Genomic DNA, 21,635 nt, shown 5'->3' on the forward strand with positions numbered 1-21,635 from the left:
CACTCATTCCGTGCGGGTTATATGCAGGTTTGCCTGCGCACGCTATCATATATGGGTTAGACCGCAACTATGTACCCTATACGCGAAGGGATGCGCATGTATCTGAAAATCGACATGTTCTAGCTGGGCTTACCCCGCAACGGCGCCATGCGCCCCATCAATTCCGCCGATTTTCACCTTCACGCATATAAAGGAGTTCCGCCATGCGCGACAAGCTCGAAAAGATCATCAAGGCCTACGAGGAGCTCGAGAAGAAGCTTTCCGACCCGGCCGTCGCCTCCGACATCAAGGAGTTCACGCGTCTCAACAAGGAGTACGCGCACCAGTCCGACCTCATTGCCGCTGCGCGCGAGTACATCGGCGCGCTCGACGACATCGAGGCTGCCAAAGAAATGCTCCGTGACACTACCGATGCCGACGAGAAGGAGATGCTCCAGATGGACATCTCCGAGAACGAGGACAAGCTTCCCCAGCTCGAGGAAGACATCAAGTACATGCTCATCCCGAGTGACCCCAATGACGACAAGAACACCATCGTCGAGATCCGCTCCGCCGCAGGTGGCGACGAGGCGGCCATTTTCGCCGGTGACCTGTACAAGATGTACCAACGCTTCTGCGAGTCGCGTGGCTGGAAGACCACCGTGCTCGACTCCAGCCCCAGCGAGGCCGGCGGTTTTAAGTCCATCGAGTTCAAGGTCGAGGGCGACCGTGTCTACTCCGTCATGAAGTTCGAATCCGGCGTGCACCGTGTCCAGCGCGTTCCCAAGACCGAGTCCCAGGGCCGCATCCAGACCTCCACGGCAACTGTCGCCGTGCTTCCCGAGGCCGAGGAGATCGACGTTCAGATCAACCAGTCCGACCTGCGCATCGATACCTACTGTGCCTCCGGTCCTGGCGGTCAGTGCGTTAACACCACCTACTCCGCCGTGCGCATTACCCACCTGCCCACCAATACCGTGGTGCAGTCGCAGGAGCAGCGTTCCCAGATTCAAAACCGCGAGGTCTGCATGCAGATGCTGCGTGCCCGTCTGTACGAGATGGAACTCGAGAAGCAGCAGGCCGAGCTCGGCGCCGAGCGCCAGAGCCAGATTGGCCACGGAAACCGTTCCGAGAAGATCCGTACTTACAACCAGCCCCAGGACCGCGTGACCGACCACCGTATCGGTTTCAACTCCACCTACAACGGCGTCCTTCTGGGCGACCAACTCGGTGCCGTCATCGAGGCGCTTGCCGCCGCCGAGCGTGCCGAGAAGCTGGCACAGGCCGTGTAGTAGGTTCCGCCGTTCTACCGAACGGCGGACCGGCCGACGCTGCGCGCCGCCCAGGGCGACAATTTGTCATTCAAAAGGCAAGGCATGACCAGAAGGTCTATGCCTTGCCTTTTTCATGCCAACTTATTCGCCCTGGACGGCGCTCGCTGTCCGTCCTCTACCTGCGGCGGGTAGTCATTGGGGACTTATGCTCAACCTGCGGCGCCTCAGAGGTAGTCATTGGGGACGTTCTTAAATGACTAGGTTGGGTAAATTACTTTTCGAGTTTATTTAATCTACTTTGTTGGAAATTAAGCTGTCTACCTGCTCAAAGTAATTAACAGCCTTCATCTGCAATTGAAAATATTGATCGAAATATCGTCCAAGAAGTCGCGGGGCCCTTTTTGGTGCGTCGCACGTCAAGTGATTTGGCAAGTTCTTGGTTAGATATTGGTCAGTTTTGGGGCAACCTTGCCAAAAGCTTGACGAATGCAAATCTAGACGTCGGCGAATGAACACTTTGAGCGAGCCCGGTGCAAAATTCTGGGCTGATTCTCGATAATCGCTTCCAATCGTCTCTCGCCGCGTGCCGCCCTCGCGTACAATCTGCTCCGACATTCGCGCGCCGCCCGGCGCTTAAGAGGGGAGGACCCATGGCAAACGAGATCTGGACCATCAGGCGTTGTCTCGAGTGGACCAAGGAGTACCTAGCCGAGCGCGGCGAAGAGCACCCCCGTCTTTCTGCCGAGTGGCTGTTGTGCGCAGCCACGGGCCTAGCGCGCATCGACTTATATATGCGTATGGACGACACACTCGATGCAGCGCAGCTCGAGACCATGCACGCGGCGGTTGTCCGTCGCGCCAAGGGCGAGCCGCTGCAGTACATCACCGGCAGCACGCAGTTCCGCATGATCGACGTCGCGTGCGCCCCCGGCGTGCTCATTCCACGTCCCGAGACCGAGATGCTCGTCGAGGAAGTCCTCAATTATCTGGATGCCGAGGTTCTGAGCCCCGAGGCTGCCACCCGCCAGCGCGTAGAGTTGCCATGGAACGACGAGGTCGAGCAGGCGCGTAAAGCCGAAGTCGCATTGGCTGACGAACGCGCGACTGCCGAGCGCCGTGCCGCCAACCTCACGGCTGCCGATGAGGCGGCGTTGGGCGGAGACGTGCTGGGCAGCCGAGCTTATGCCGAGGAGCTGGCCGATCGTGAGGCCGAGGAAGCCGCCGCGCAGGCAGCTGAGGCCGAGACCGCGGAAGTCGCTGAGCCCGAGCTCGACGAATACGGCATTGCCATCGAAGGCGTCGAACAAGAGACGGCCCTAGTGCAGGATGCCGCCGCGTCTGTGCCTGCCGACCCCCGCATTGCCCGCGTTCTCGAGGTCGGCTGCGGCACAGGCTGCATTTCGCTCTCCCTTGCTTGGGAGCGTCGTGGCCATGTCGCCTGCACCGCTACCGATATCGAGCCGCGCGCCATCGACCTGGCCACCAAAAACCGCGATGCACTCGGGCTGACGTCCGATGAGGTCGCCTTCAGCCTCACGAACCTGGTGAGCTCTATCCCCCGCGAGGAGTGGGGCACCTTCGACGTGCTCGTTTCCAACCCGCCTTATATCCCGACTGACGTCATGCGCTCGCTGCCGCACGAGGTCAAGGACTTTGAGCCCGATTTGGCGCTCGAGGGCGGAGCCGATGGCCTTGATATCTTCCGCCGCCTGCTCAATGCGGCGCCCTATATGCTGCGCGCCGGCGGCCTGTTTGCCTGCGAGCTCTATGAGGGCGCCCTCGACGCCGCGGCCGAGCTCTGCCGCCAGGCGGGTCTTTCGGACGTACGCATCGTCCGTGACCTCACCGATCGTCCCCGCATCGTTCGAGCTATCGTCACCGAGCCCAAACAACGTCAGTAAAGTACGAAGCGCATTGGCGGCGCGGCGGCGGGAGCGCTGCGCCGGAAATGTAAAGAGGCTTGTCACGGCTCAATTACCCCTCACTTTCACCGACTGCTATAGCCGCTCACCAAACCAACATGCGCTGTGGACAAATAGGTTAAACGTTTCGTGCGAGAATGCCCCTCAGTAAACAAACTTTCACCAGAGCGTAAGGGGCTGGCATACACATGCAGACGGTCTATCGGGTATTCGAGGGAGCGCGCGAGCCGCATCGGCTCGCCGTCGAGCGTACGGCCGAGGTGCTCGGCCGTGGCGGCCTGGCCCTGATCCCGACCGAGACCGTCTATGGCGTCGCTGTGGCAGTCAACGCCTTCTCGGACGCCGTGCCCCAAGATACAAGCGAATCTCTGCCGTGGCCGCGCGATCCGCAGGCTGCCGTCAACGGCGCCGCGGTGCCCGCGCTCGGTACCGGCTACCGTCGCATCTTTACCCTCAAGCAGCGTGAGCTCACCCAAACGGTCGCCTGGCTGGTCGATGATGCCGAGGCCCTCGACCGCTACGGCGTGGATATCCCAGAAGAGGCACGCATACTTGCCCGACGATGCTGGCCGGGCGCCCTGACTATTGTGGTCAAGGCGGCTCCCTGCGTGCCGACCTTTATGCGTGCCGCCGACGACACGGTGGCTCTTCGCGCGTCGGCATCGCCCGTGGTACAGGCGCTCATTCGCACCTGTGGCAGCCCACTTGCCTGTACGAGCGCCAATACACACGGCGCGCCCGCGCCGGCAAGCTTTGCCGACGTTGAAGACCGCATTCTAGAAGGGGTCGACGTGGCCGTCGACGCGGGCGAGACGCCGTGCCGCGACGCTTCGACCATCGTGTCGTTCCAGCACGGCGGGCTTCAGATCCTGCGCCAAGGCGCACTTCCCGCATCAGAGATTGAGCGGGTCCTGTCCGACCCGATGCAACAGAAAGGTGTAAGCGATGTCGTTGAATCTGGGCAGCCTGGGCATGGAAGATGCCTCGTTTGACTTTGGCGGTTCCTACATCATGGCGCTCGACTGCGGCACCACCTCGGTACTTGCGACCATCGTCGACGAGTACGGCTGCATCGTCGCCCAAGCGCGCCGCAGCGTCAAAACCAGCTTCCCGCGTCCCGGCTGGGTGGAGCAAGACCCCATGGCGGTCCTTGCCAGCCAGATTGCGGTCATGATGGAGGTTCAGTTTAAGAGCGGGATTCATTCCGATCGCATCGCCGCCATCGGTATCTCCAATCAGCGTGAGACCACGGTGGTATGGGACCGCGTGAGCGGCCAGCCCATCTATAACGCCATCGTATGGCAGTGCCGTCGCACCGCGTCTCTGATCGATAATTTGGTTGAGCAGGGCGCAGAAGAGCTGGTGCGCTCCCGCACGGGGCTTACGCTCGACCCGTATTTCTCGGCCTCCAAGGTGCAGTGGATTCTCGACAACGTTGACGGCGCACGCGAGAGCGCGGCGGTGGGCGACCTCATGTTTGGCACCATCGACACCTGGCTCATCTACAACCTCACCGGCGGTCAGGTTTTTGCCACCGACTACACCAATGCCAGCCGCACGGCACTCTTTAATATCCATACGCTCGATTGGGACGACGACCTGCTGGCGCTCTTTGACGTTCCGCGTTCCATGATGCCCGAGGTTCGTTGGAGTTCGGGCGACTACGGCCGCGTCGCGAGCGACATCATGACCAACATGCCACCCATCATGGGCGTGGCGGGCGACCAGCAGGCGTCGCTGTTCGGCCACTGCTGTTTCCATCCCGGCCAGACCAAAAACACCTATGGTACTGGTTGCTTTATGCTCATGAACACCGGCGACGAGGTCGTCGAATCCAAGAACGGTCTGGTCTCCACCATCGGTATCGCCGCGGACGGGAAGATCAGCTATGCACTCGAGGGTTCTATCTTTGCCGCCGGCTCAACCATGAACTGGCTGCGCAACAACATGGGCATCATCTCGAGCGTGAGCGAGTCTGCACAACTCGCCGCTTCGATTAACGACAACGAGGGCTGCTACTTCGTTCCCGCCTTTGCGGGTTTGGGCGCCCCCTGGTGGGACCCGCGTGCCCGCGGTATCGTGTGCGGTCTGACCGGCGCCTCGAGCCGTGCGACCATCGTACGTGCCGCCTGCGAATCCATGGCATATCAGAGCTACGACGTGCTGCGCGCCATGGAGCAGGACGTGGGGCTTTCGATCGAACGCCTGTCTGTCGATGGCGGCGCGTCGCGCAACGAGTTCATCATGCAATTCCAGGCCGACCTGCTGGATATCCCCGTGCTGCAATGCGAGACGGTGGAGACCACGGCAATCGGTGCCGCGTACTTGGCGGGCCTTGCCGTCGGCTATTGGGAAGACCTGGAAGAGCTGGAGCAAAATGCCCAGATTGTTAGGACCTTCCTTCCCCACATGTCCGCCGAGCGCCGCGAGCAAAACCTTGCGGGCTGGCGCGATGCGGTCAAGCGCTCGCTCAGTACCGCACAGTAGGGCTGCGACGGGCCACTCGATACAGCAAACCGCTAAACATGTGTATGGCGCGCGGCGGCAACATCGCTGCGCGCCATGCCAGCAAGGTCGTTTTACGGCCGCAACGAAAGGGGCAATCAACTCATGACCGTTACCTACGATGCGTCCCGTGTGACGCTTGTCGATCATCCGCTCGTTCAGCACAAGCTGTCGATCCTGCGCGACAAAAACACCGGCACCAATCAGTTCCGCCAGCTCGTGCGCGAACTCGCGCTTTTTGACGGCTACGAGGCCATGCGCGACCTGCCTATGGAAGACGTCGAGGTCGAGACCCCCATCACTACCGCCACGTTCAAACAGCTCGCCGGCAAGAAACTCGCCATCGTGCCCATCCTGCGTGCGGGCCTTGGCATGGTCGACGGCATCCTCGACCTGGTGCCCTCCGCTCGCGTGGGCCACATCGGTATGGAGCGCGACGAGGTTACCCACGAACCGCATGAGTATTACTGCAAGATGCCCAAGGATATCGACCAGCGCATCTGCCTGGTTGTCGACCCCATGCTCGCCACGGGCGGTTCGGCCGAGATGGCCATCAGCTACCTGCGCGAGCGCGGTGTCAAGGACATCCGCATGCTGTGCATCGTCGCGGCCCCCGAGGGCCTCAAGTCGCTGACCGAGAAGGACCCAGATGTGCATATCTATACCTGTGCCATCGACGACCATCTCAACGAGGCTGCCTACATCGTTCCCGGCCTCGGCGACGCCGGCGACCGCATCTACGGCACGCTCTAGTCGCTGGGCATGGGCAGCTGCACGTGCTCATTCGTGCATGATTGGTGCGTGCGGGTGTACGAGTGACGCCTGCACGCATATTTATGAGTGTCGTCGCAGTCACAGAGGGCCCAAAACGCGCTATACCGTAGGTACGGTATAAAGAGTGTCTTAAGAAAATGTACAGTTGTGTATTAACTTACGTTTTTCCACTTGTCATCGCGTGTTCGGTTCGTACAATAGTCAACAACGCTGTCGCGCTGCGCTTACGCGGGTGCGGCGGCGTTTGTCAAGTACGCTCGTCGGCCATCGCGACCCATTCGTCCTCAGTGCTCGGCCTTTTGTCCGTTTGACACCCCAAGGGGCTAAAGACGCGATTAAGGTTGGGTAACAGTGCATTGATTTTGCAATCATGCGCCCTAAAATACTAGGACGATGTGAGCGGGGTATGGCTCCATGTGGGCTATATGTCGCGAGAAGGGAACGCACATGCCGGTTGAGCTGGCAGGCCACGTGCCGTTCATCGCAACGGGATTCGTCGTCGGTCTTGTTGCATTTTTGCCGTTGTACCTTGCGCTTGCTTCGGTGCTGGCGCATCGACGCGATGCCAACATGACGGTAGGCATGTTGGGTATCATGGTGTCGTTTGCGGTGCTCTTTATGGGCGTCGTAATTGTGCACCTGGTAGCCCCCGTGGCGCTCATCGCCTTTTTGTGCGGCGAGCTCGCCGGGTTTTTGATTTGTTGGATCGTGATCGCCTGCATGGTGATTATGAAGGATTAAAGGCGTTGCCCCACCTTGGTGCGGGCAAACAGGGAAGGTGGAATCTTGGACGCATTTGCCAAGTTACCCAGCGCGATCGCCGAGCTCGTCGCTGAGTTCTCCTCGGCTCCGGTCGTGGGTGACCTTAACGCGGGCCTGACGCAGTACTCGTTCTGGCTGCTTATCGCCGCTGTCGTCATGTTCGTGGTCTTTTTCGCGTTTACTAAGAAGCAGAAGGTTGTCCCCGAGGGCTTCTTCGTTAACGGCGTCGAGTGGGTCATCGAGTACGTGCAGGACGATATCGCCAAGGGTGTCGTTGGCGACAACTGGAAGAAGCACTTCCCGTTTTTGGCCTCGCTGTTCTTCTTTATCCTGATCAACAACTTTATCGGCCTCATCCCCGGCATGAAGCCCGGCACCGGTGCCATCGGCTGTACCGCCGCCCTCGCACTCGTATCGTTTGTGTACTTCATCTATTTCGGTATCAAGAAGCACGGCTTCTTTGGGTACTTCAAGAGCCTCGCCCCTGCGGGCGTCGCCTTCCCCATGAACGTCTTCGTGTGGGTCATCGAGCTCTTCTCGCTGTGCCTGCGCCTGGTCACGCTCGCCGTCCGTCTGTTCTGCAACATGTTCGCCGGCCACATCGTCATGGGCTCGTTCGCCATCATGGCCACGCTCTTTGCCCAGCCGATGCTGGAGCACTTTACGGCCATGAACGCCGTGGGCGCCCTGCCCAGCGTGGCGTGGGTTTTGATTCTTTTGGTAATCTACGCCGTCGAGCTGATCGTTGCCTTTGTTCAGGCATACGTTTTTACGGTCCTCGAGGCCGTGTACATTCAGATCGCAGAGGCTGACGCCCACTAGCGGTCGCATTTATTTGGTGTTCGGAGGCGCGGCACCCGCGTGCGCCTCTACAACATAGGTATTTATCCTGCGCACACGCGCACGACAAAGGAGGAATCGTGGGAGTTATCGGATATGGTCTCGGCGTTATCGGTGCCGGTCTCGCAATTGGTCTTGCAGCATTCGGTGCTACGGGCGCTATGGCTCGTCAGCCTGAGGTCCAGGGCCGTGCCTTCACCGTCTTCATTCTTGCATCTGCATTCACCGAGGCTCTGGGCCTGATCGGCTTCGTCGTTACGCTGATTTCGTAATTGAGCACGAAGGTAGTCGCCATGAAGCATTTCAACCACGCGAAAGTCGCTGCTGCGCTGACGGGCGCCATGCTCGCCATGCCGGTGTCGGCATTCGCCGAGGAGTCTGAGAACAAGGCCGAGATCCTCGTCCCCAAGATGGCGGAATTCGTCCCTGCACTCATTGCCTTCCTCATCATCTTCATCGTTTTGGCCAAGTTCGCCTGGCCGCAGATTCTGCAGACGATGGAGGAGCGCGGCAAGCGCATCAAGGACAGCCTCGATGAGGCTGAGACCACCAAGCGCAAGGCCATCGAGGCCCGCAAGGAGTCCGACGCCCTCCTCACCGACGCCCGTCGTCAGGCTGCCGACATCGTGACCGCCGCCCGTCAGGACGCCGAGTCCGAGCGCGCCCGCATTATCGCCAAGGCTCACGAGGAGGCCGAGGACATCATTGCCAAGGCCCACGCCAACGCCGAGGACGAGCGCAACTCCATCTATGCCGCCGCTGCCGGCTCCATCGCCGATCTTTCCGTCTCCGTTGCGACCAAGATTGTCGGCGAGGCCCTCGAGAACGACGACGAGCAGCGTCGTCTGATCGAGCGCTACATAAAGGAAGCAGGTAGCCTGAATGCCTAACAGCCGCATGGAGAACAGGGTTCTCGAGACCTATGCACGCACCCTCCTGGAGGCCGCTAAGGCCGAGGGCCGTGTGTTCCGCGATCTTCACGAGCTTGAGGTCATCGCGAACGCCAGCCCCGAGGTGCTTGCTGTCCTCGGTACCGTGTTCGAGCGCGGCCAGCTCGATCTTCTGCCGCAGATTGCATCGGCTTATCGGATGGTAACCGCGACCGACGAGGACGTCGTAGGCGTCACCGTCACCACGGCTGTCCCGCTCGATGACGAGCTGCGCCGCACGATTACCGAGAAATGCGAGGCCGATCTAAAACGCAAGGTGTTCCTGATCGAGAAGGTCGATCCGTCCATCATCGGCGGTCTGATTCTCGAGGCCCGCGGCCAGCGTCGCGACGTTACCGTCAAGACCCAGCTGCGCGCAGCGCGTGAGGCCCTCGGTTCCACGATTTTGAATAACGGAGGTGAAGCCTAGTTATGTCCGATACCCTCAATGCCGAAAGCATCGCCCGCGCCCTGCAGGCGAAGCTCGATGGCCTGGCGGCTACCGTCGACACGCAAGAGGTTTCCCATGTTGACGAGGTTGGCGACGGCATCGCGCGCGTCTCGGGACTGCGCAACGCCATGGCCGGCGAGCTCTTGGAGTTCAAGAGCTCCGAGACCGGCGAGACCGTCTACGGCCTTGCCCAGAACCTCGACCGCGATGAGGTCGGTGCTGTTCTGTTCGGTGCCGTCAACGTCATCAAGGAAGGCGACGAGTGCCGTACCACCGGTCGCGTCATGGATATTCCCGTGAGCCGCGCCATGCTCGGTCGCGTCGTCAACCCGCTGGGTCAGCCCATCGACGGCCTGGGCGATATCGTCGCCACGCACCGTCGCCCCATCGAGTTCAAGGCCCCCGGCGTTATCGACCGCACCCCGGTCTGCGAGCCGGTTCAGACTGGTCTGCTCGCTATCGACTCCATGGTTCCTATCGGCCGTGGCCAGCGTGAGCTCATCATCGGCGACCGTAAGACCGGCAAGACCGCCATCGCGATCGATGCCATCCTCAACCAGCGCGGTAAGGACATGGTCTGCATCTACGTCGCTATCGGCCAGAAGGCCTCTACGGTTGCCAACATCCGTGAGACCCTCGCCCAGCACGGCGCACTCGACTACACCATCATCGTCTCGGCTACCGCTGCCGACTCGGCCCCTATGCAGTACATCGCCCCTATGGCCGGTGCCGCTATCGGCGAGTTCTTTATGTACAACGGCGAGAACGGCGAGCCCGCCAGCGAGACCAACCCCGGCGGCCATGTGCTCGTCATCTACGATGACCTATCCAAGCAGGCTGTCGCCTATCGTCAGATGTCGCTGACGCTGCATCGTCCGCCCGGACGCGAGGCCTATCCTGGCGACATCTTCTACCTGCACTCTCGCCTGCTCGAGCGTGCCGTCAAGATGTCCAAGAAGAACGGCTACGGATCCATGACGGCCCTGCCGGTCATCGAGACCCAGGACGGCGACGTTTCGGCCTACATTCCGACCAACGTCATTTCCATTACCGATGGTCAGATCTACCTGCAGTCCGAGCTCTTCTTCCAGGGCCAGCGCCCGGCAGTCGACGTCGGCATCTCGGTGTCGCGCGTCGGTGGCTCCGCTCAGACCAAGGCCATGAAGCAGGTCGCCGGCAACCTCCGTCTGGACCTTGCCGCCTACCGTGAGCTCGCCGGTTTTACCCAGTTCGGTTCCGACCTGGATGCAGCCACCCAAAAGCAGCTTACCCACGGTGCGCACATGACCGAGCTTCTTAAGCAGCCGCGCTTTAAGCCGTTCGACGTCGCCGAGCAGATCGTTACGCTGTTCGCCGGCAACGAGGGCTTTATCGACGACCTGCCCCTTTCCGAGGTGCTGCCGTTCCGCGCCGAGCTGCTCGAGTACATGAATGCTGGCTTTGGCGGCTTGCTGCAGAAGGTCCGTACCAACAAGATCGACGGCGAGACCAAAGAGCAGCTGCTTCAGGCCATCACCGATTTCAAGAACGAGTACGCCTCCAAGCATGCCTCCACCGCGAGCGCAGCTGAGGGCGCAGAGGAGAACTAAGCTCTATGGCTAACCTTCGCGACATTAAGAAGCGAATCTCCTCGGTCACGAGCACCAAGCAGATCACGCGCACGATGGAGATGGTCTCTACGGCCAAGATCCGTCGCGCGCTCGATCGAGCCACGCAGGCTGAGCCCTACAAGAAGGCGCTCACCGACGTCATGCACACCGTTGCGAGCGATACAGAGACTGTCGGCGACAACCCCATGCTCAAGACGCATGAGGAGTTCAAGCGCGGTCTGATCATCGCGATCACGTCCGATCGCGGTCTGGCGGGCGGCTTCAACGTCAACGTTGAGCGCACCTGCGAGAAAATCGCTCGCGAATGGGCACATGATGGCGCCGAGTGCGAGATCATCGCATGCGGTCGCAAGGCGAGCGAGTATTTCCGCAGCCGTGCCAACACGGTCATGCACTTCGAGGGTTCCTCGGCCGACCCGAGCCTCGAGGATGCCCGCATGATCGCGAGCTATATCTGCGACGAGTACTCCAAGGGTCAGCTCGACCGCGTCGAGATCGTGTACCATCACGCTCGCAACCGCGTCGATCAGGTTCTTCGTACCGAGCATTTGCTTCCGCTCGACCCCGAGATGATCGCCATGGCACATGGCCCGCGCAAGAACGCAGACGAGGGCCCCGAGCGCGTTTCGTCCTCGTTCAAGTTCGTGCCGACCGCCCAGCATGTGTTGGCTGAGCTGGTCCCCAGCTACATCCTGACCGTCATTCACCAGGCGCTGATCGATTCGGCCGCCGCCGAGCAGGGTGCGCGCCGTAAGGCCATGCACTCCGCCACGGAGAACGCGTCGTCGATCATCTCGACTCTTACCCGTACGTATAACCGCGTGCGTCAGGCTTCCATTACCACGGAGATCAACGAGATCGTGGGCGGAGCCGCAGCATTGGAGGAACACTAATGGCAGATACCACCGTTAAAGCGGCGGTCGAGGAGGCCACGGCACGTCAGACGGCCGGTGAGGGACGTATCGTCCGTATCATCGGCGCAGTTGTCGACGTTAAGTTCGATGGCGCTGTCCCCTCGATCTACAACGCGCTCACGGTCGAGGCCGATACGCCGATGGGTCACATCAGCACCATCCTGGAGGTTGAGTCTCAGCTTCCCGGCGGTGTCGTTCGTACCGTCGCCATGACGTCGACCGACGGCTTGCAGCGCGGCGTCGTCGCGGTCGACACCGGCGCACCCATGAAGATGCCCGTCGGCCCCGAGACCCTCGGCCGCATTTGGAATGTTATGGGCCAGCCTGTCGATGGCAAGCCCATGCCCCAGATCGATGAGTTTTATCCCATCCATCACCCGGCACCTCATTTTGACGAGCTCACTACCAAGACCGAGATCTTCGAGACCGGCATTAAGGCCGTCGACCTGCTCGAGCCCTACATCCGTGGCGGCAAAACTGGTCTGTTTGGCGGCGCCGGCGTCGGCAAGACCGTTCTGATTCAGGAGCTCATCAACAACCTCGCCCAGGAGCATGGCGGCACCTCGGTGTTCACCGGCGTTGGCGAGCGTACCCGTGAGGGTACCGATCTGTTCCTCGAGATGAGCGAGTCTGGCGTTATCGACAAGACCTGCTTGGTCTACGGTCAGATGAACGAGCCGCCTGGAGCGCGTCTGCGCATCGGTCTGGCCGGCCTCACCACCGCTGAGTACTTCCGCGATCGTGGCCAGGACGTCCTGCTGTTCATCGATAACATTTTCCGCTTCTCCCAGGCCGGTTCCGAGGTTTCCGCCCTTCTGGGCCGTATGCCGTCCGCTGTTGGCTACCAGCCCACGCTGGCTACCGAGATGGGCGACCTCCAGGAGCGCATCACCTCGACCAAGACGGGTTCCATCACCTCCGTTCAGGCTGTCTACGTCCCTGCAGACGACCTGACCGACCCGGCTCCCGCCACGACGTTTACGCACCTCGACGCCACGACCGTTCTTTCGCGTTCCATCGCCGAGCTCGGTCTGTATCCCGCAATCGACCCCTTGGCTTCCTCTTCCGACGCCCTGGATCCCTCGATTGTCGGCGAGGAGCACTATCGTGTGGCCGTCGCAGTCCAAGAGCTGCTCCAGGAGTACTCCGACCTGCAGGACATCATCGCCATTCTGGGTATGGACGAGCTTTCCGAGGAGCAGCGCCTTACGGTCAACCGTGCCCGTAAGCTCCAGCAGTTCCTGTCTCAGTCCTTCCACGTCGCCGAGCAGTTCACCGGCAACCCCGGTGTCTACATCCGTGTCGAGGACACGGTCCGCTCGTTTGCCGCCATTGTCGACGGCGAGTGCGACGACCTGCCCGAGCAGGCGTTCCGTTATGCGTCCACGATTGACGACGTGCGCGAGCGCGCCGCCAAGATGGAGGAGAAGTAGTGGCTATGCAAATCCGCATCGTGTGTCCGGAGAGCTGCGCCTATGAAGGCGAGGCGGCATTTGTCGCCCTGCCTTCCACGGACGGCGAGTTCGGCATTCTTCCGCGTCACGCTAGCGAGATCTGCACGATCGATCGCGGCTACGTTCGCGTTTGTGATAAGCAAATGGGCACCGTCGACCACACGTTTGCTGTGGACGGCGGCTATGCCCAGGTTGCGGACGATGTCGTGATTGTCCTCGCCGAGCGCGCTTGCGATTTGGCGACCGTCGATGCCGACAAGCTTAAAGCTGATATTCAAGGTTTTGAAGAGAAGCTGGGTAATTTGTCGGAGGATGATGCACGTCGCGCCTACCTCTATAATGAAATCGCATGGTGTAAGCTCATGCTTGCCCAATAGTCAAACGATTTGGCGTTCGACTATTTGCGAACACATCATGCCCGGGATGGCCCAGCCATCCCGGGCATGCTTTTTGAAAGGGTAGACCTTGGATATTATCCGTGTTGAAGGTGGCCACACCATCGGAGGCTCCGTGCCTGTTTCGGGTGCAAAGAACTCTGCACTCAAACTCATGGCGGCAACGCTTCTGGCACCGGGGAAGACGACGCTGCAGAACGTGCCCGATATTTCGGATGTCCATGTTATGGGCAAGGTGCTCAAGGGTATGGGCGCCAAGATTGACGTTCTCGATGAGCATACGCTCGAGATCGACACTTCTCAGGTTGATTCCTGGGAGGCTCCCTACGAGCTTGTCGCCAAGATGCGCGCCTCCACGGCCGTGATGGGTCCCCTGCTGGGCCGTTTCCATCGTGCCAAGATTGCCATGCCGGGTGGCTGCAATCTGGGTGCCCGTAAGATCGACATGCACATCTTGGGTCTTGAGGCGCTGGGCGTAGAATTCGACACTGCACACGGTTACATCAATGCCAACGCTCCTCAGGGGTTGCGTGGTACCACGGTTACGCTTGAATTTGCCAGCGTCGGCGCTACCGAGAACCTCATCATGGCGGCCGTGCGCGCACAAGGCACTACGGTTATCGATAATGCGGCTCGCGAGCCCGAGATCGTCGACCTTGCCAACATGCTCAACGAGATGGGCGCCAAGATTGTTGGCGCCGGCACGCCCGTCGTGACCATCGAAGGTGTGGACGAACTGCATCCCGTTACCCATCGCGTGGTGGGCGACCGCATCGAGGCCGGCACCTTTATCGTTGCCGGTGCCCTGATGGCCGATGACCGCGGTGTCGACGTTACGGGCTTTTGCCCCATTCACTTGGGCATGGTGCTCAAGAAGATGGAGCTCATGGGTATCGAGTGTGAGCGAATCGAGAATGGCGTTCACGTGAGTCGTGTCGAGCGCATCAGGCCGGTCGATATTCAGACACTTCCGTTCCCGGGCTTCCCGACGGACATGCAGGCGCAGATCATGGTGCTTTCCGCTCTTGCTGATGGCAGCTCTGTGATTACCGAGAATATCTTCGAGAACCGCTTCATGTTCGCGTCGGAGCTGGTCCGTATGGGCGCGGATATCCGCATCGAAAGCCATCACGCCATGATTCATGGCGTCAAGGGATTCTCGGGTGCACAGGTTACCTCGCCTGATCTGCGCGGCGGCGCCGCGCTCGTCGTTGCTGGCCTTATCGCCGACGGCGTTACCGAGGTCTCGGCCATCCATCACATCAAACGTGGCTATGAGCAGTTTGTCGAAAAACTCCAGGCACTTGGTGCAAACGTCGAGCACGCCACTGTTCCCGATCCCGTCATCTACTAATGCAGGTTGCCTATGTTTAATAATAAGAAGCCCTTAGCGGATACTCGAAGACCTTCAACCGGCGCACAGGCCAAGATCTACAGTCGCGATAATGTTGCACGCTACTCCGAGCGCGCTCGTCAGCGCCGCCGCGGCCAGACAATCCGTCGCGTTGCGCTTATCGCCGTGCTTGGCGTGCTGTTGAGCGCTACGACTGCCGCCGGGCTGTGGTTCGCCAGCATTATGGGCAAGCTCGGCGATTCCAATGTCATTACCGACAATCTGCGCCATATCTTGGTGGATACCAATGAGGCCAAGGATCCGTTCTACGTGCTTCTTTTGGGTACCGATGGTCGTCCGGGCGAGGACACGTATCGCTCCGACTCAATTATCTTGGCGCGCATCGACCCTACGCAAAAGCAGGCTACGCTTATATCCATACCACGTGATACCAAGGTTGTCTATAACGGCGAAACCATGAAGATCAACGCCTGCCATACCTATGGCGGTGCCGAGGCCATGGTTCAAGCGGTCAATGAGCTGTGCGGCGTGCAGATTTCCCACTATGCCGAGGTTAGCTTTGACGGTATGCAATCACTGATTGACTCTGTGGGCGGTATCGACATCAACGCCACCGACGATGTCGATGACCCCGAGCATCTGGACATTAAGATTACGGCAGGCCAGCAGCACATGGACGGTGCTACCGCGCTCACCTATGCCCGTTGCCGCTATACCTATGCCGACGGCGACTATACGCGCATGCGTCACCAACGCCAGGTGCTTGGTGCCCTTGCCAACCAGATTCTCAACAACTTTGATGCTACGAAGGTCTTCGACCTGGTTAATTCGCTGTCCGATATGCTTGTGACCGATATGAGCGTTCAGGACATCGTGTCTACGGTCAATGCTATGCGCGGCATGGATGTCGATGGCATCTATTCGGCGAATCTGCCTTCCTACGCAGATGAAACCACCATGATCGACGGCCAGAGCTATGTCTTTGTCTACGAGGACGAGCTTAAGGAGATGATGGCGCGCGTCGATGCCGGCAAGGATCCTAAGGGACCAAACACCATGGGCCTATCCGACGGAACCAGCTCCACAATCGGTGATTTGAGCAACCATACTTCTGACGATTACGCCTACGGTACGGCCGGTTCGTCGGAAAGCTCGGACGATTCGAGCTATTCGGACGATTCGGATTACAGCTCATATTATTACGAGGAACCCACTGGCGACGGCAACGGTTACGAAGCCAACTACTAGGGTTGCGCGGGCTTGTCAGCCCGCGCAACGGCTCGACGTTGCGCGCCGCCCAGAGCGACAATTTGTCATTCAAAAGGCAGGGCATGACCAGAAGGTCAATGTCCTGCCTTTTTCATGCTAACTTGTTCGCTCTGGACGTCGCTCGCTGACGTTGATTCAACCAGCGATGCCGACTACTCCCCTTGCACCAAAAACGCCCCGTTCTCGGTTTTGAGGACGGGGCGATTCTGCTTACCTAGATTATTCGAGTTCCTTATGCGAAGCGGGCGACGAGCTCCTGCAAGACGTCGGTCATCTTGACGAGCGAGCTGACCGGGACAAACTCGTTGACGCCGTGGTAACAGTAGCCGCCCGTCGAAAGGTTGGGACAGGGCAGGCCGCGGAACGACAGCTGTGCGCCGTCGGTGCCGCCGCGAATCGGCAGCACCTGGGGCTCAACATCGCAGGCAAGGAAGGATTCCTTGGCGACATCGATCAGCTCTGGGTAGTCGCGGACAATCTCGGCCATGTTACGGTACTGGTGCTTGATCTCGACCGTTACGCGCTCCTCGCCCAGACGCTGGTTGAGCAGCGCGGCGGCAGCATCCATCAGCTCGAGCTTCTGCTGGAACTTGGCGGCATCGTGATCACGGACGATATAGCGCGCCGTGGCATGGTCGACTGTGGCAGAAACGCCCTCAAGGTGATAGAAGCCCTCGTAGCCCTCGGTGTATTCCGGACGCTGCACGTAGGGGAGCAGGGCATTGAAGTCGCAGAACAGATTGCCCGCGTTAACCATGCGGCCCTTGGCGTCGCCGGGGTGAATGGACTGGCCCTCAAAGCTAACGGTAGCCTCGGCGGCGTTGAAGCACTCCCACTCAAGCTCGCCAACCGGACCGCCGTCGACTGTGTAGGCATACTTACAGCCAAAGTCCTCGATATCCAACAGCTCGGCACCGTGGCCGATTTCCTCGTCCGGGCAGAAACAAATACCAAGCGTGGGGTGAGGCAGGCTGGGGTCCTGTGCAATGCGTGCGACGAGCGCCATAATCTCGGCGACACCGGCCTTATCGTCGGCGCCCAGCAGCGTGGTGCCGTCGGTGCAAACCAGGTCCTCGCCCAAAAGGTTGTTGAGGGCGGGGAGCTTGGCGGTGCTCATGGATACGGGCTTGCCGTCGACGATGCCGCAAACCAGGTCGCCGCCCTCGTAGTGCACGATGTGCGGCGCTACGCCGGCGCCCGGTGCGACCTCGGTGGTGTCGAGGTGCGCGATCAGGCCCAGGGCGGGCTTATTCTCGGAGCCGGCGCTCGCGGGAATGTGAGCGCAGACATAGGCGTTTTCGGTTACATGGGCATCGGTTGCACCAAGCTCGCGCAATTCCTCGGCAAGCACATTGGCAAGATCAAACTGGACGGTGCTCGACGGAACCTGGTCACAGTTGGCATCCTCGGACTGTGTGTTGATCTGGACGTAGCGCAAAAAACGCTCGAGTACGTCGGGGTTCGTGGTGGTGTTTTCCATAGAGACCGCTCCAATCTTGGTTGTCGTGTGCAACAAGAACTCTAGCACGGTATACCGCGTCATACCGCGACGCTTGGATGGGGTAGAATCAGCCATTGAATGCAGAAGGGACGGATGTTCATGGATACGACAAATAGCTCGCGCGAGCTACATCTAACGGTGGCGAACGAAGACTACTTGGAGTGCATGGTTCGCATCGAAAGCGAGGATGGGGAGACTAATGGCGTGCGGTCGGTCGATATCGCACAGCGCCTTGGCGTTTCGAAGGCATCGGTCAACAAGGCGGTTTCGGCTCTCAAGGCATCCGAACTTGTCGAGCAGTCTCACTACGGCAAGGTTATCCTGACCAACCGTGGGCGCGAGGTCGGTTTGGCTATCTGGTATCGCCATCGCCTGATTCGCACATTTTTGGTCCAGGAGCTCGGCGTCGACTTTGAGCGCGCCGATGCCGAGGCCTGCATGATGGAGCACGCGCTTTCCGAGGACACAATGGTCCGTTGGCTCGCCTATCTCGAAAAGCAGGGAATCAGCATCGAGGAATAGCGAAACATATATATGGATACGAGTTATTACAATCGCTTCGGCGGCGAGGAGCTTATGCGCCGACTTGCCAGCGAGACGCTGCTGGCACAGGGTCCGATGGGCAGCGTGCTGCTGAGTGAATACGGTGCCGCCGATATTCCGCCGGCATTTTGGAACCTCGCCGAACCACAGACGGTTTCTCGCATCCACCGACTGTATGCCGCCGCTGGTGCACAGGTGCTTATTACCAATACGTTCCAGGCATCGGGTTTTGCGCTCGATCGCGATGAAATCGCTCCATCTATGGCAGAGGTCAATCGCGGGGCGGTCGACGATGCCCGCCAGGCAAATCCCCAGCTATTGCTGGGGTCCATGGGGCCTATTGCGATTGAGTGGTTTGTCGAGGATTCTTCCGAGTATCGAGAGATTCGCGCAAATGCTCGCGAGCAGGCGTCCGCCCTGCTCAACGCCGGCGTCGACGGGATTCTGGTCGAGACGATCACGTCTATCCGCAATCTGCAGCCCGTGCTCGCCGGTGTCCATGATGCCGCTGATGGCATGCCCGTTCTGGTGAGCTTTGCTATTGATGACAAGGGCGACCTGCTGGGTGATGGCCTAAACATCGAAGGTGCCATCTTGTATGCCGAGAAGCACGGTGCGAGCTCGGTTGGGATCAATTGCTGCACCCTGACAGCTGCTACCGCTGCGGTACCAAGAATGGTCAAGATAGCCACGACGCCCGTTACTGTACGTCCCAATGCGGGAAATCCGGTCCAATTGCAAGATGGGCCCGTGTGGCACGAGGACCCCGAAGCTTTCGCGCGCGCATGCGTCGAGTGGAAGCGGGCTGGCGCCGCAATGGCTGGTGGCTGTTGCGGAACCACGGCGATCACGACGGCTGCTATGGCAGACGCGCTCGATATATAGAGTCCTAAGAAAAGCACATTCGAATTACCGCCCCGACCGGGGCGGTTTTTTTGTCTATATGCGCCCTCGATGGCTTTTGCCTAAACGGTGAATGCGTGCGCCGGCGGCTTGCCGGGCGCTCGTTGCGGGTATACCACTTGCGTACCATGATCCAAACACTGCGAGGTGTCTGCGTGTGTGCGCGATAATTCATTTTGGAACTGATGGCTGGCGCGCTCGCGTCGGCGAGGATTTTAACGCTGACAATGTTGCCCGTATCGCTGATGCCGCCGGCGAGCTCTGGCAAAAGACATATCCCGGCAAGACGGTATATATCGGGTATGACACCCGTCCCCGGGCGCGCGAGTTTGCAGAACTTGCAGCTGGCGTGCTTGCGGCCCATGGCCTTGATGCCGTGCTCGCGGCCCGTTTTGTACCCACGCCTGCCATCACGTGGGCTGCCGCATACGATGGCGAGGCGTGCGGGGCGCTCATGGTGACCGGTTCACATCATCCGCAGGGCTATCTCTGTCTCAAACTGCGCATGGGCGATGGTTCCACGGCAAGCCAGGACGTCATCGAAGAACTCGAGGCAACGATGGCCGCCGAACCTCTGGGGCTCGAGGAGCAGTATCGCACGGCGGATATCATTCCCGACTATATGCGAGCGGTAGCATCGTTTGTCGATGCCGATGCCATTCGTGCCGCTCGTCTGCGCGTGGTGGTCGACCCCATGGGGGGAGCGGCTCAAGGTTATCTTGCCGATTTGCTGCGCGAGCTGGGTGTTGAGGTCCATGAGATTCATGCGGGGCAAGCATCGGATTGGAGGGATATCTGTCCCGATCCCGTAGAGCCGTGGGTGGATGCCTGCGAGCGTGCAGTTATCGAAGACGGCGCGTGTGCCGGCCTGGTGACCGATGGCGATGCTGACCGTATTGGCGCGGTCGACGAGCGCGGTAGATATATACATCCGCATCAGATCATGGCGCTCGTAATGGGTGAATTGGTTCAGTTTCGCAATTTGAAGGGGCGAGTCGTCGTCAATCTATCGTGCTCGACGCTTGTACGTCGTGTTGCCGAGGCACTCGGTTGCCGCGTGACCGTAAAACCGGTTGGCTTCAAATATATAGCCGCCGAGATGAAAAAAGACGGGGTGCTTATGGGCGGTGAGGAGGCCGGTGGCATCGGCATTGCCGCGCATATGCCCGAGCGTGACGGCATTCTCGCTTGCCTACTCCTGTGCGAGCTCATGGCAAAGACGGGGGCTTCGCTGGGCGTGCTGGTCGATCAGCTCGAGGCGAGTTTTGGAAAAACAAGTTATGGCCGTCGAGATTTACGACTTGAGGCAGAAGATGCCGAGTCGCTGCGCACGCTGCTTCCCGGTGTGAATCCCAAGTCGATTTGCGGCAAGGCGCCGCAGAGCGTAAGTCACATGGACGGTTTGCGTTTGGCATTTGAGGATGATACCTGGCTGTTGGTTCGCCCGAGTGGCACTGAGCCGGTGGTGCGAGTGTACGCCGAGGGCTTTTCGGTGGAGGAGCGCGACGAGTTGCTTGATGCCGGCTGCGCTTTGGCTCGGGGCGCATATCGGCTCTAGCCATGGGGCTACTCAATATAAAGATATGCTCGGCGAGTGGTAGGTAACGACTGGCAAGCGTCAGCTGCGGGTATAAATATGTAGGAGTTGTGTGCAACCAGATTCCCGCCCCGCGGGCCCCTCCGGTCTGGCAATATATCTCCTTGCCGCGCGGCCCGGTTCGACCGGATGAGACGCGCAGGCGTGCACCTTGAGAACCGGATACTGCGAGGATGGACACACCAGATGTGTCGCATCCGGGCAGACATCGAACCATTTGAAATGGTCTGACTTGGATTCGTTTTTCGCAAGGCCGCCGAGAGGCGGCCCCGAGAAATTCCTTTTCCTATACAGAACCATATGAATCGAACGGAACCGATCAGCTAATAGTTGTGAGGACCGGACGGGCTCGAAGCCCATATATTTTGGACGGAGAGTTCGATCCTGGCTCAGGATGAACGCTGGCGGCGCGCCTAACACATGCAAGTCGAACGGCACCCACCTCCGGGTGGAAGCGAGTGGCGAACGGCTGAGTAACACGTGGAGAACCTGCCCCCTCCCCCGGGATAGCCGCCCGAAAGGACGGGTAATACCGGATACCCCCGGGAGCCGCATGGCGCCCGGGCTAAAGCCCCGACGGGAGGGGATGGCTCCGCGGCCCATCAGGTAGACGGCGGGGTGACGGCCCACCGTGCCGACAACGGGTAGCCGGGTTGAGA

Annotated in this window: 20 protein-coding genes and 1 rRNA gene; 20 read left to right on the top strand and 1 reads right to left on the bottom strand. The window is 59.9% G+C overall.

The features are described from left to right. Nucleotides 1–203: 203 nt before the first annotated feature. The 16 genes from prfA to ACTQXO_RS05790 all read left to right on the top strand — a co-directional run bounded on the left by prfA (nucleotide 204) and on the right by ACTQXO_RS05790 (nucleotide 16,411). A complete protein-coding gene (gene prfA, locus ACTQXO_RS05715; protein ID WP_154518366.1) occupies nucleotides 204–1,271 on the top strand; it encodes a peptide chain release factor 1 in 1,068 nt (355 codons plus the stop codon). Between the two features lie 632 nt (nucleotides 1,272–1,903). After that, nucleotides 1,904–3,154, top strand: coding sequence for a N5-glutamine methyltransferase family protein (locus ACTQXO_RS05720; protein WP_441031993.1), 1,251 nt, complete (start codon nucleotides 1,904–1,906; stop codon nucleotides 3,152–3,154). A gap of 209 nt (nucleotides 3,155–3,363) precedes the next feature. Further along, nucleotides 3,364–4,167 carry an L-threonylcarbamoyladenylate synthase gene (locus ACTQXO_RS05725; protein ID WP_427727732.1) on the top strand — a complete coding sequence of 268 codons (804 nt, stop codon included), beginning with the start codon at nucleotides 3,364–3,366 and terminating at the stop codon, nucleotides 4,165–4,167. Then, the gene (gene glpK / locus ACTQXO_RS05730; protein ID WP_441031995.1) at nucleotides 4,121–5,662 is read left to right on the top strand and encodes a glycerol kinase GlpK; all 1,542 of its coding nucleotides are present in this window, start codon (nucleotides 4,121–4,123) and stop codon (nucleotides 5,660–5,662) included. The genes ACTQXO_RS05725 and glpK overlap by 47 nt, the downstream gene beginning before the upstream one ends. 123 nt (nucleotides 5,663–5,785) lie before the next feature. Continuing rightward, nucleotides 5,786–6,433, top strand: coding sequence for a uracil phosphoribosyltransferase (gene upp / locus ACTQXO_RS05735; RefSeq protein ID WP_040359658.1), 648 nt, complete (start codon nucleotides 5,786–5,788; stop codon nucleotides 6,431–6,433). 468 nt (nucleotides 6,434–6,901) lie between these two features. After that, entirely contained in the window at nucleotides 6,902–7,195 is a 294-nt protein-coding gene (locus tag ACTQXO_RS05740; protein WP_441031998.1) for a hypothetical protein, read from the top strand. Nucleotides 7,196–7,240: 45 nt separating this feature from the next. Beyond that, entirely contained in the window at nucleotides 7,241–8,038 is a 798-nt protein-coding gene (gene atpB, locus ACTQXO_RS05745) for a F0F1 ATP synthase subunit A (RefSeq protein ID WP_441032000.1), read from the top strand. 98 nt (nucleotides 8,039–8,136) lie between these two features. Beyond that, nucleotides 8,137–8,328: an ATP synthase F0 subunit C gene (locus ACTQXO_RS05750; RefSeq protein ID WP_303941830.1), complete on the top strand. Its 192-nt coding sequence runs from the start codon at nucleotides 8,137–8,139 to the stop codon at nucleotides 8,326–8,328. A gap of 21 nt (nucleotides 8,329–8,349) precedes the next feature. After that, nucleotides 8,350–8,946 carry a F0F1 ATP synthase subunit B gene (gene atpF, locus ACTQXO_RS05755; protein ID WP_427727741.1) on the top strand — a complete coding sequence of 199 codons (597 nt, stop codon included), beginning with the start codon at nucleotides 8,350–8,352 and terminating at the stop codon, nucleotides 8,944–8,946. Then, nucleotides 8,939–9,415 carry a F0F1 ATP synthase subunit delta gene (locus ACTQXO_RS05760; protein WP_427727743.1) on the top strand — a complete coding sequence of 159 codons (477 nt, stop codon included), beginning with the start codon at nucleotides 8,939–8,941 and terminating at the stop codon, nucleotides 9,413–9,415. Before atpF ends, ACTQXO_RS05760 begins: the two co-directional genes overlap by 8 nt. Before the next feature lie 2 nt (nucleotides 9,416–9,417). Further along, a complete protein-coding gene (gene atpA / locus ACTQXO_RS05765; RefSeq protein WP_427727745.1) occupies nucleotides 9,418–11,025 on the top strand; it encodes a F0F1 ATP synthase subunit alpha in 1,608 nt (535 codons plus the stop codon). Between the two features lie 5 nt (nucleotides 11,026–11,030). Next, on the top strand, nucleotides 11,031–11,939 hold the full coding sequence (atpG, locus tag ACTQXO_RS05770) for an ATP synthase F1 subunit gamma (RefSeq protein ID WP_441032003.1): 909 nt from the start codon (nucleotides 11,031–11,033) through the stop codon (nucleotides 11,937–11,939). Continuing rightward, a complete protein-coding gene (gene atpD, locus ACTQXO_RS05775) occupies nucleotides 11,939–13,393 on the top strand; it encodes a F0F1 ATP synthase subunit beta (RefSeq protein ID WP_427727748.1) in 1,455 nt (484 codons plus the stop codon). Before atpG ends, atpD begins: the two co-directional genes overlap by 1 nt. 5 nt (nucleotides 13,394–13,398) lie before the next feature. Next, the gene (atpC, locus tag ACTQXO_RS05780) at nucleotides 13,399–13,791 is read left to right on the top strand and encodes an ATP synthase F1 subunit epsilon (protein WP_427727755.1); all 393 of its coding nucleotides are present in this window, start codon (nucleotides 13,399–13,401) and stop codon (nucleotides 13,789–13,791) included. An 88-nt stretch (nucleotides 13,792–13,879) separates the two neighbouring features. Then, on the top strand, nucleotides 13,880–15,163 hold the full coding sequence (murA, locus tag ACTQXO_RS05785; protein WP_441017009.1) for a UDP-N-acetylglucosamine 1-carboxyvinyltransferase: 1,284 nt from the start codon (nucleotides 13,880–13,882) through the stop codon (nucleotides 15,161–15,163). Between the two features lie 12 nt (nucleotides 15,164–15,175). Then, the gene (locus ACTQXO_RS05790) at nucleotides 15,176–16,411 is read left to right on the top strand and encodes an LCP family protein (protein WP_441032006.1); all 1,236 of its coding nucleotides are present in this window, start codon (nucleotides 15,176–15,178) and stop codon (nucleotides 16,409–16,411) included. Nucleotides 16,412–16,664: 253 nt separating this feature from the next. Here ACTQXO_RS05790 and pepT read toward each other — a convergent pair whose 3' ends face one another. After that, the gene (gene pepT, locus ACTQXO_RS05795) at nucleotides 16,665–17,912 is read right to left on the bottom strand and encodes a peptidase T (RefSeq protein WP_441032008.1); all 1,248 of its coding nucleotides are present in this window, start codon (nucleotides 17,910–17,912) and stop codon (nucleotides 16,665–16,667) included. Nucleotides 17,913–18,032: 120 nt separating this feature from the next. On the opposite strand from pepT, the gene ACTQXO_RS05800 reads away from it, so the two are divergent. From ACTQXO_RS05800 to ACTQXO_RS05815, 4 genes are all read left to right on the top strand, one after another. Then, a complete protein-coding gene (locus ACTQXO_RS05800) occupies nucleotides 18,033–18,455 on the top strand; it encodes a metal-dependent transcriptional regulator (RefSeq protein WP_154518396.1) in 423 nt (140 codons plus the stop codon). A 12-nt stretch (nucleotides 18,456–18,467) separates the two neighbouring features. Continuing rightward, nucleotides 18,468–19,361 carry a homocysteine S-methyltransferase family protein gene (locus ACTQXO_RS05805; protein ID WP_441032010.1) on the top strand — a complete coding sequence of 298 codons (894 nt, stop codon included), beginning with the start codon at nucleotides 18,468–18,470 and terminating at the stop codon, nucleotides 19,359–19,361. Between the two features lie 175 nt (nucleotides 19,362–19,536). Further along, on the top strand, nucleotides 19,537–20,937 hold the full coding sequence (locus ACTQXO_RS05810; RefSeq protein ID WP_441032012.1) for a phosphoglucomutase/phosphomannomutase family protein: 1,401 nt from the start codon (nucleotides 19,537–19,539) through the stop codon (nucleotides 20,935–20,937). 405 nt (nucleotides 20,938–21,342) lie between these two features. Beyond that, nucleotides 21,343–21,635: ribosomal RNA gene (locus ACTQXO_RS05815) — 16S ribosomal RNA — on the top strand; the annotation flags it as partial.

Origin of the sequence: Collinsella sp. LCP19S3_D5 (assembly GCF_052121415.1) — a bacterium.
Classification (GTDB): Bacteria; Actinomycetota; Coriobacteriia; order Coriobacteriales; family Coriobacteriaceae; genus Collinsella.

Coding starts and splice junctions, on each gene's coding strand:
- prfA (WP_154518366.1), top strand. CDS start 204: ATGCGCGACAAGCTCGAAAAGATCATCAAGGCCTACGAGGAGCTCGAG.
- ACTQXO_RS05720 (WP_441031993.1), top strand. CDS start 1,904: ATGGCAAACGAGATCTGGACCATCAGGCGTTGTCTCGAGTGGACCAAG.
- ACTQXO_RS05725 (WP_427727732.1), top strand. CDS start 3,364: ATGCAGACGGTCTATCGGGTATTCGAGGGAGCGCGCGAGCCGCATCGG.
- glpK (WP_441031995.1), top strand. CDS start 4,121: ATGTCGTTGAATCTGGGCAGCCTGGGCATGGAAGATGCCTCGTTTGAC.
- upp (WP_040359658.1), top strand. CDS start 5,786: ATGACCGTTACCTACGATGCGTCCCGTGTGACGCTTGTCGATCATCCG.
- ACTQXO_RS05740 (WP_441031998.1), top strand. CDS start 6,902: ATGCCGGTTGAGCTGGCAGGCCACGTGCCGTTCATCGCAACGGGATTC.
- atpF (WP_427727741.1), top strand. CDS start 8,350: ATGAAGCATTTCAACCACGCGAAAGTCGCTGCTGCGCTGACGGGCGCC.
- ACTQXO_RS05760 (WP_427727743.1), top strand. CDS start 8,939: ATGCCTAACAGCCGCATGGAGAACAGGGTTCTCGAGACCTATGCACGC.
- atpA (WP_427727745.1), top strand. CDS start 9,418: ATGTCCGATACCCTCAATGCCGAAAGCATCGCCCGCGCCCTGCAGGCG.
- atpG (WP_441032003.1), top strand. CDS start 11,031: ATGGCTAACCTTCGCGACATTAAGAAGCGAATCTCCTCGGTCACGAGC.
- atpD (WP_427727748.1), top strand. CDS start 11,939: ATGGCAGATACCACCGTTAAAGCGGCGGTCGAGGAGGCCACGGCACGT.
- atpC (WP_427727755.1), top strand. CDS start 13,399: ATGCAAATCCGCATCGTGTGTCCGGAGAGCTGCGCCTATGAAGGCGAG.
- ACTQXO_RS05790 (WP_441032006.1), top strand. CDS start 15,176: ATGTTTAATAATAAGAAGCCCTTAGCGGATACTCGAAGACCTTCAACC.
- pepT (WP_441032008.1), bottom strand. CDS start 17,912: ATGGAAAACACCACCACGAACCCCGACGTACTCGAGCGTTTTTTGCGC.
- ACTQXO_RS05800 (WP_154518396.1), top strand. CDS start 18,033: ATGGATACGACAAATAGCTCGCGCGAGCTACATCTAACGGTGGCGAAC.
- ACTQXO_RS05805 (WP_441032010.1), top strand. CDS start 18,468: ATGGATACGAGTTATTACAATCGCTTCGGCGGCGAGGAGCTTATGCGC.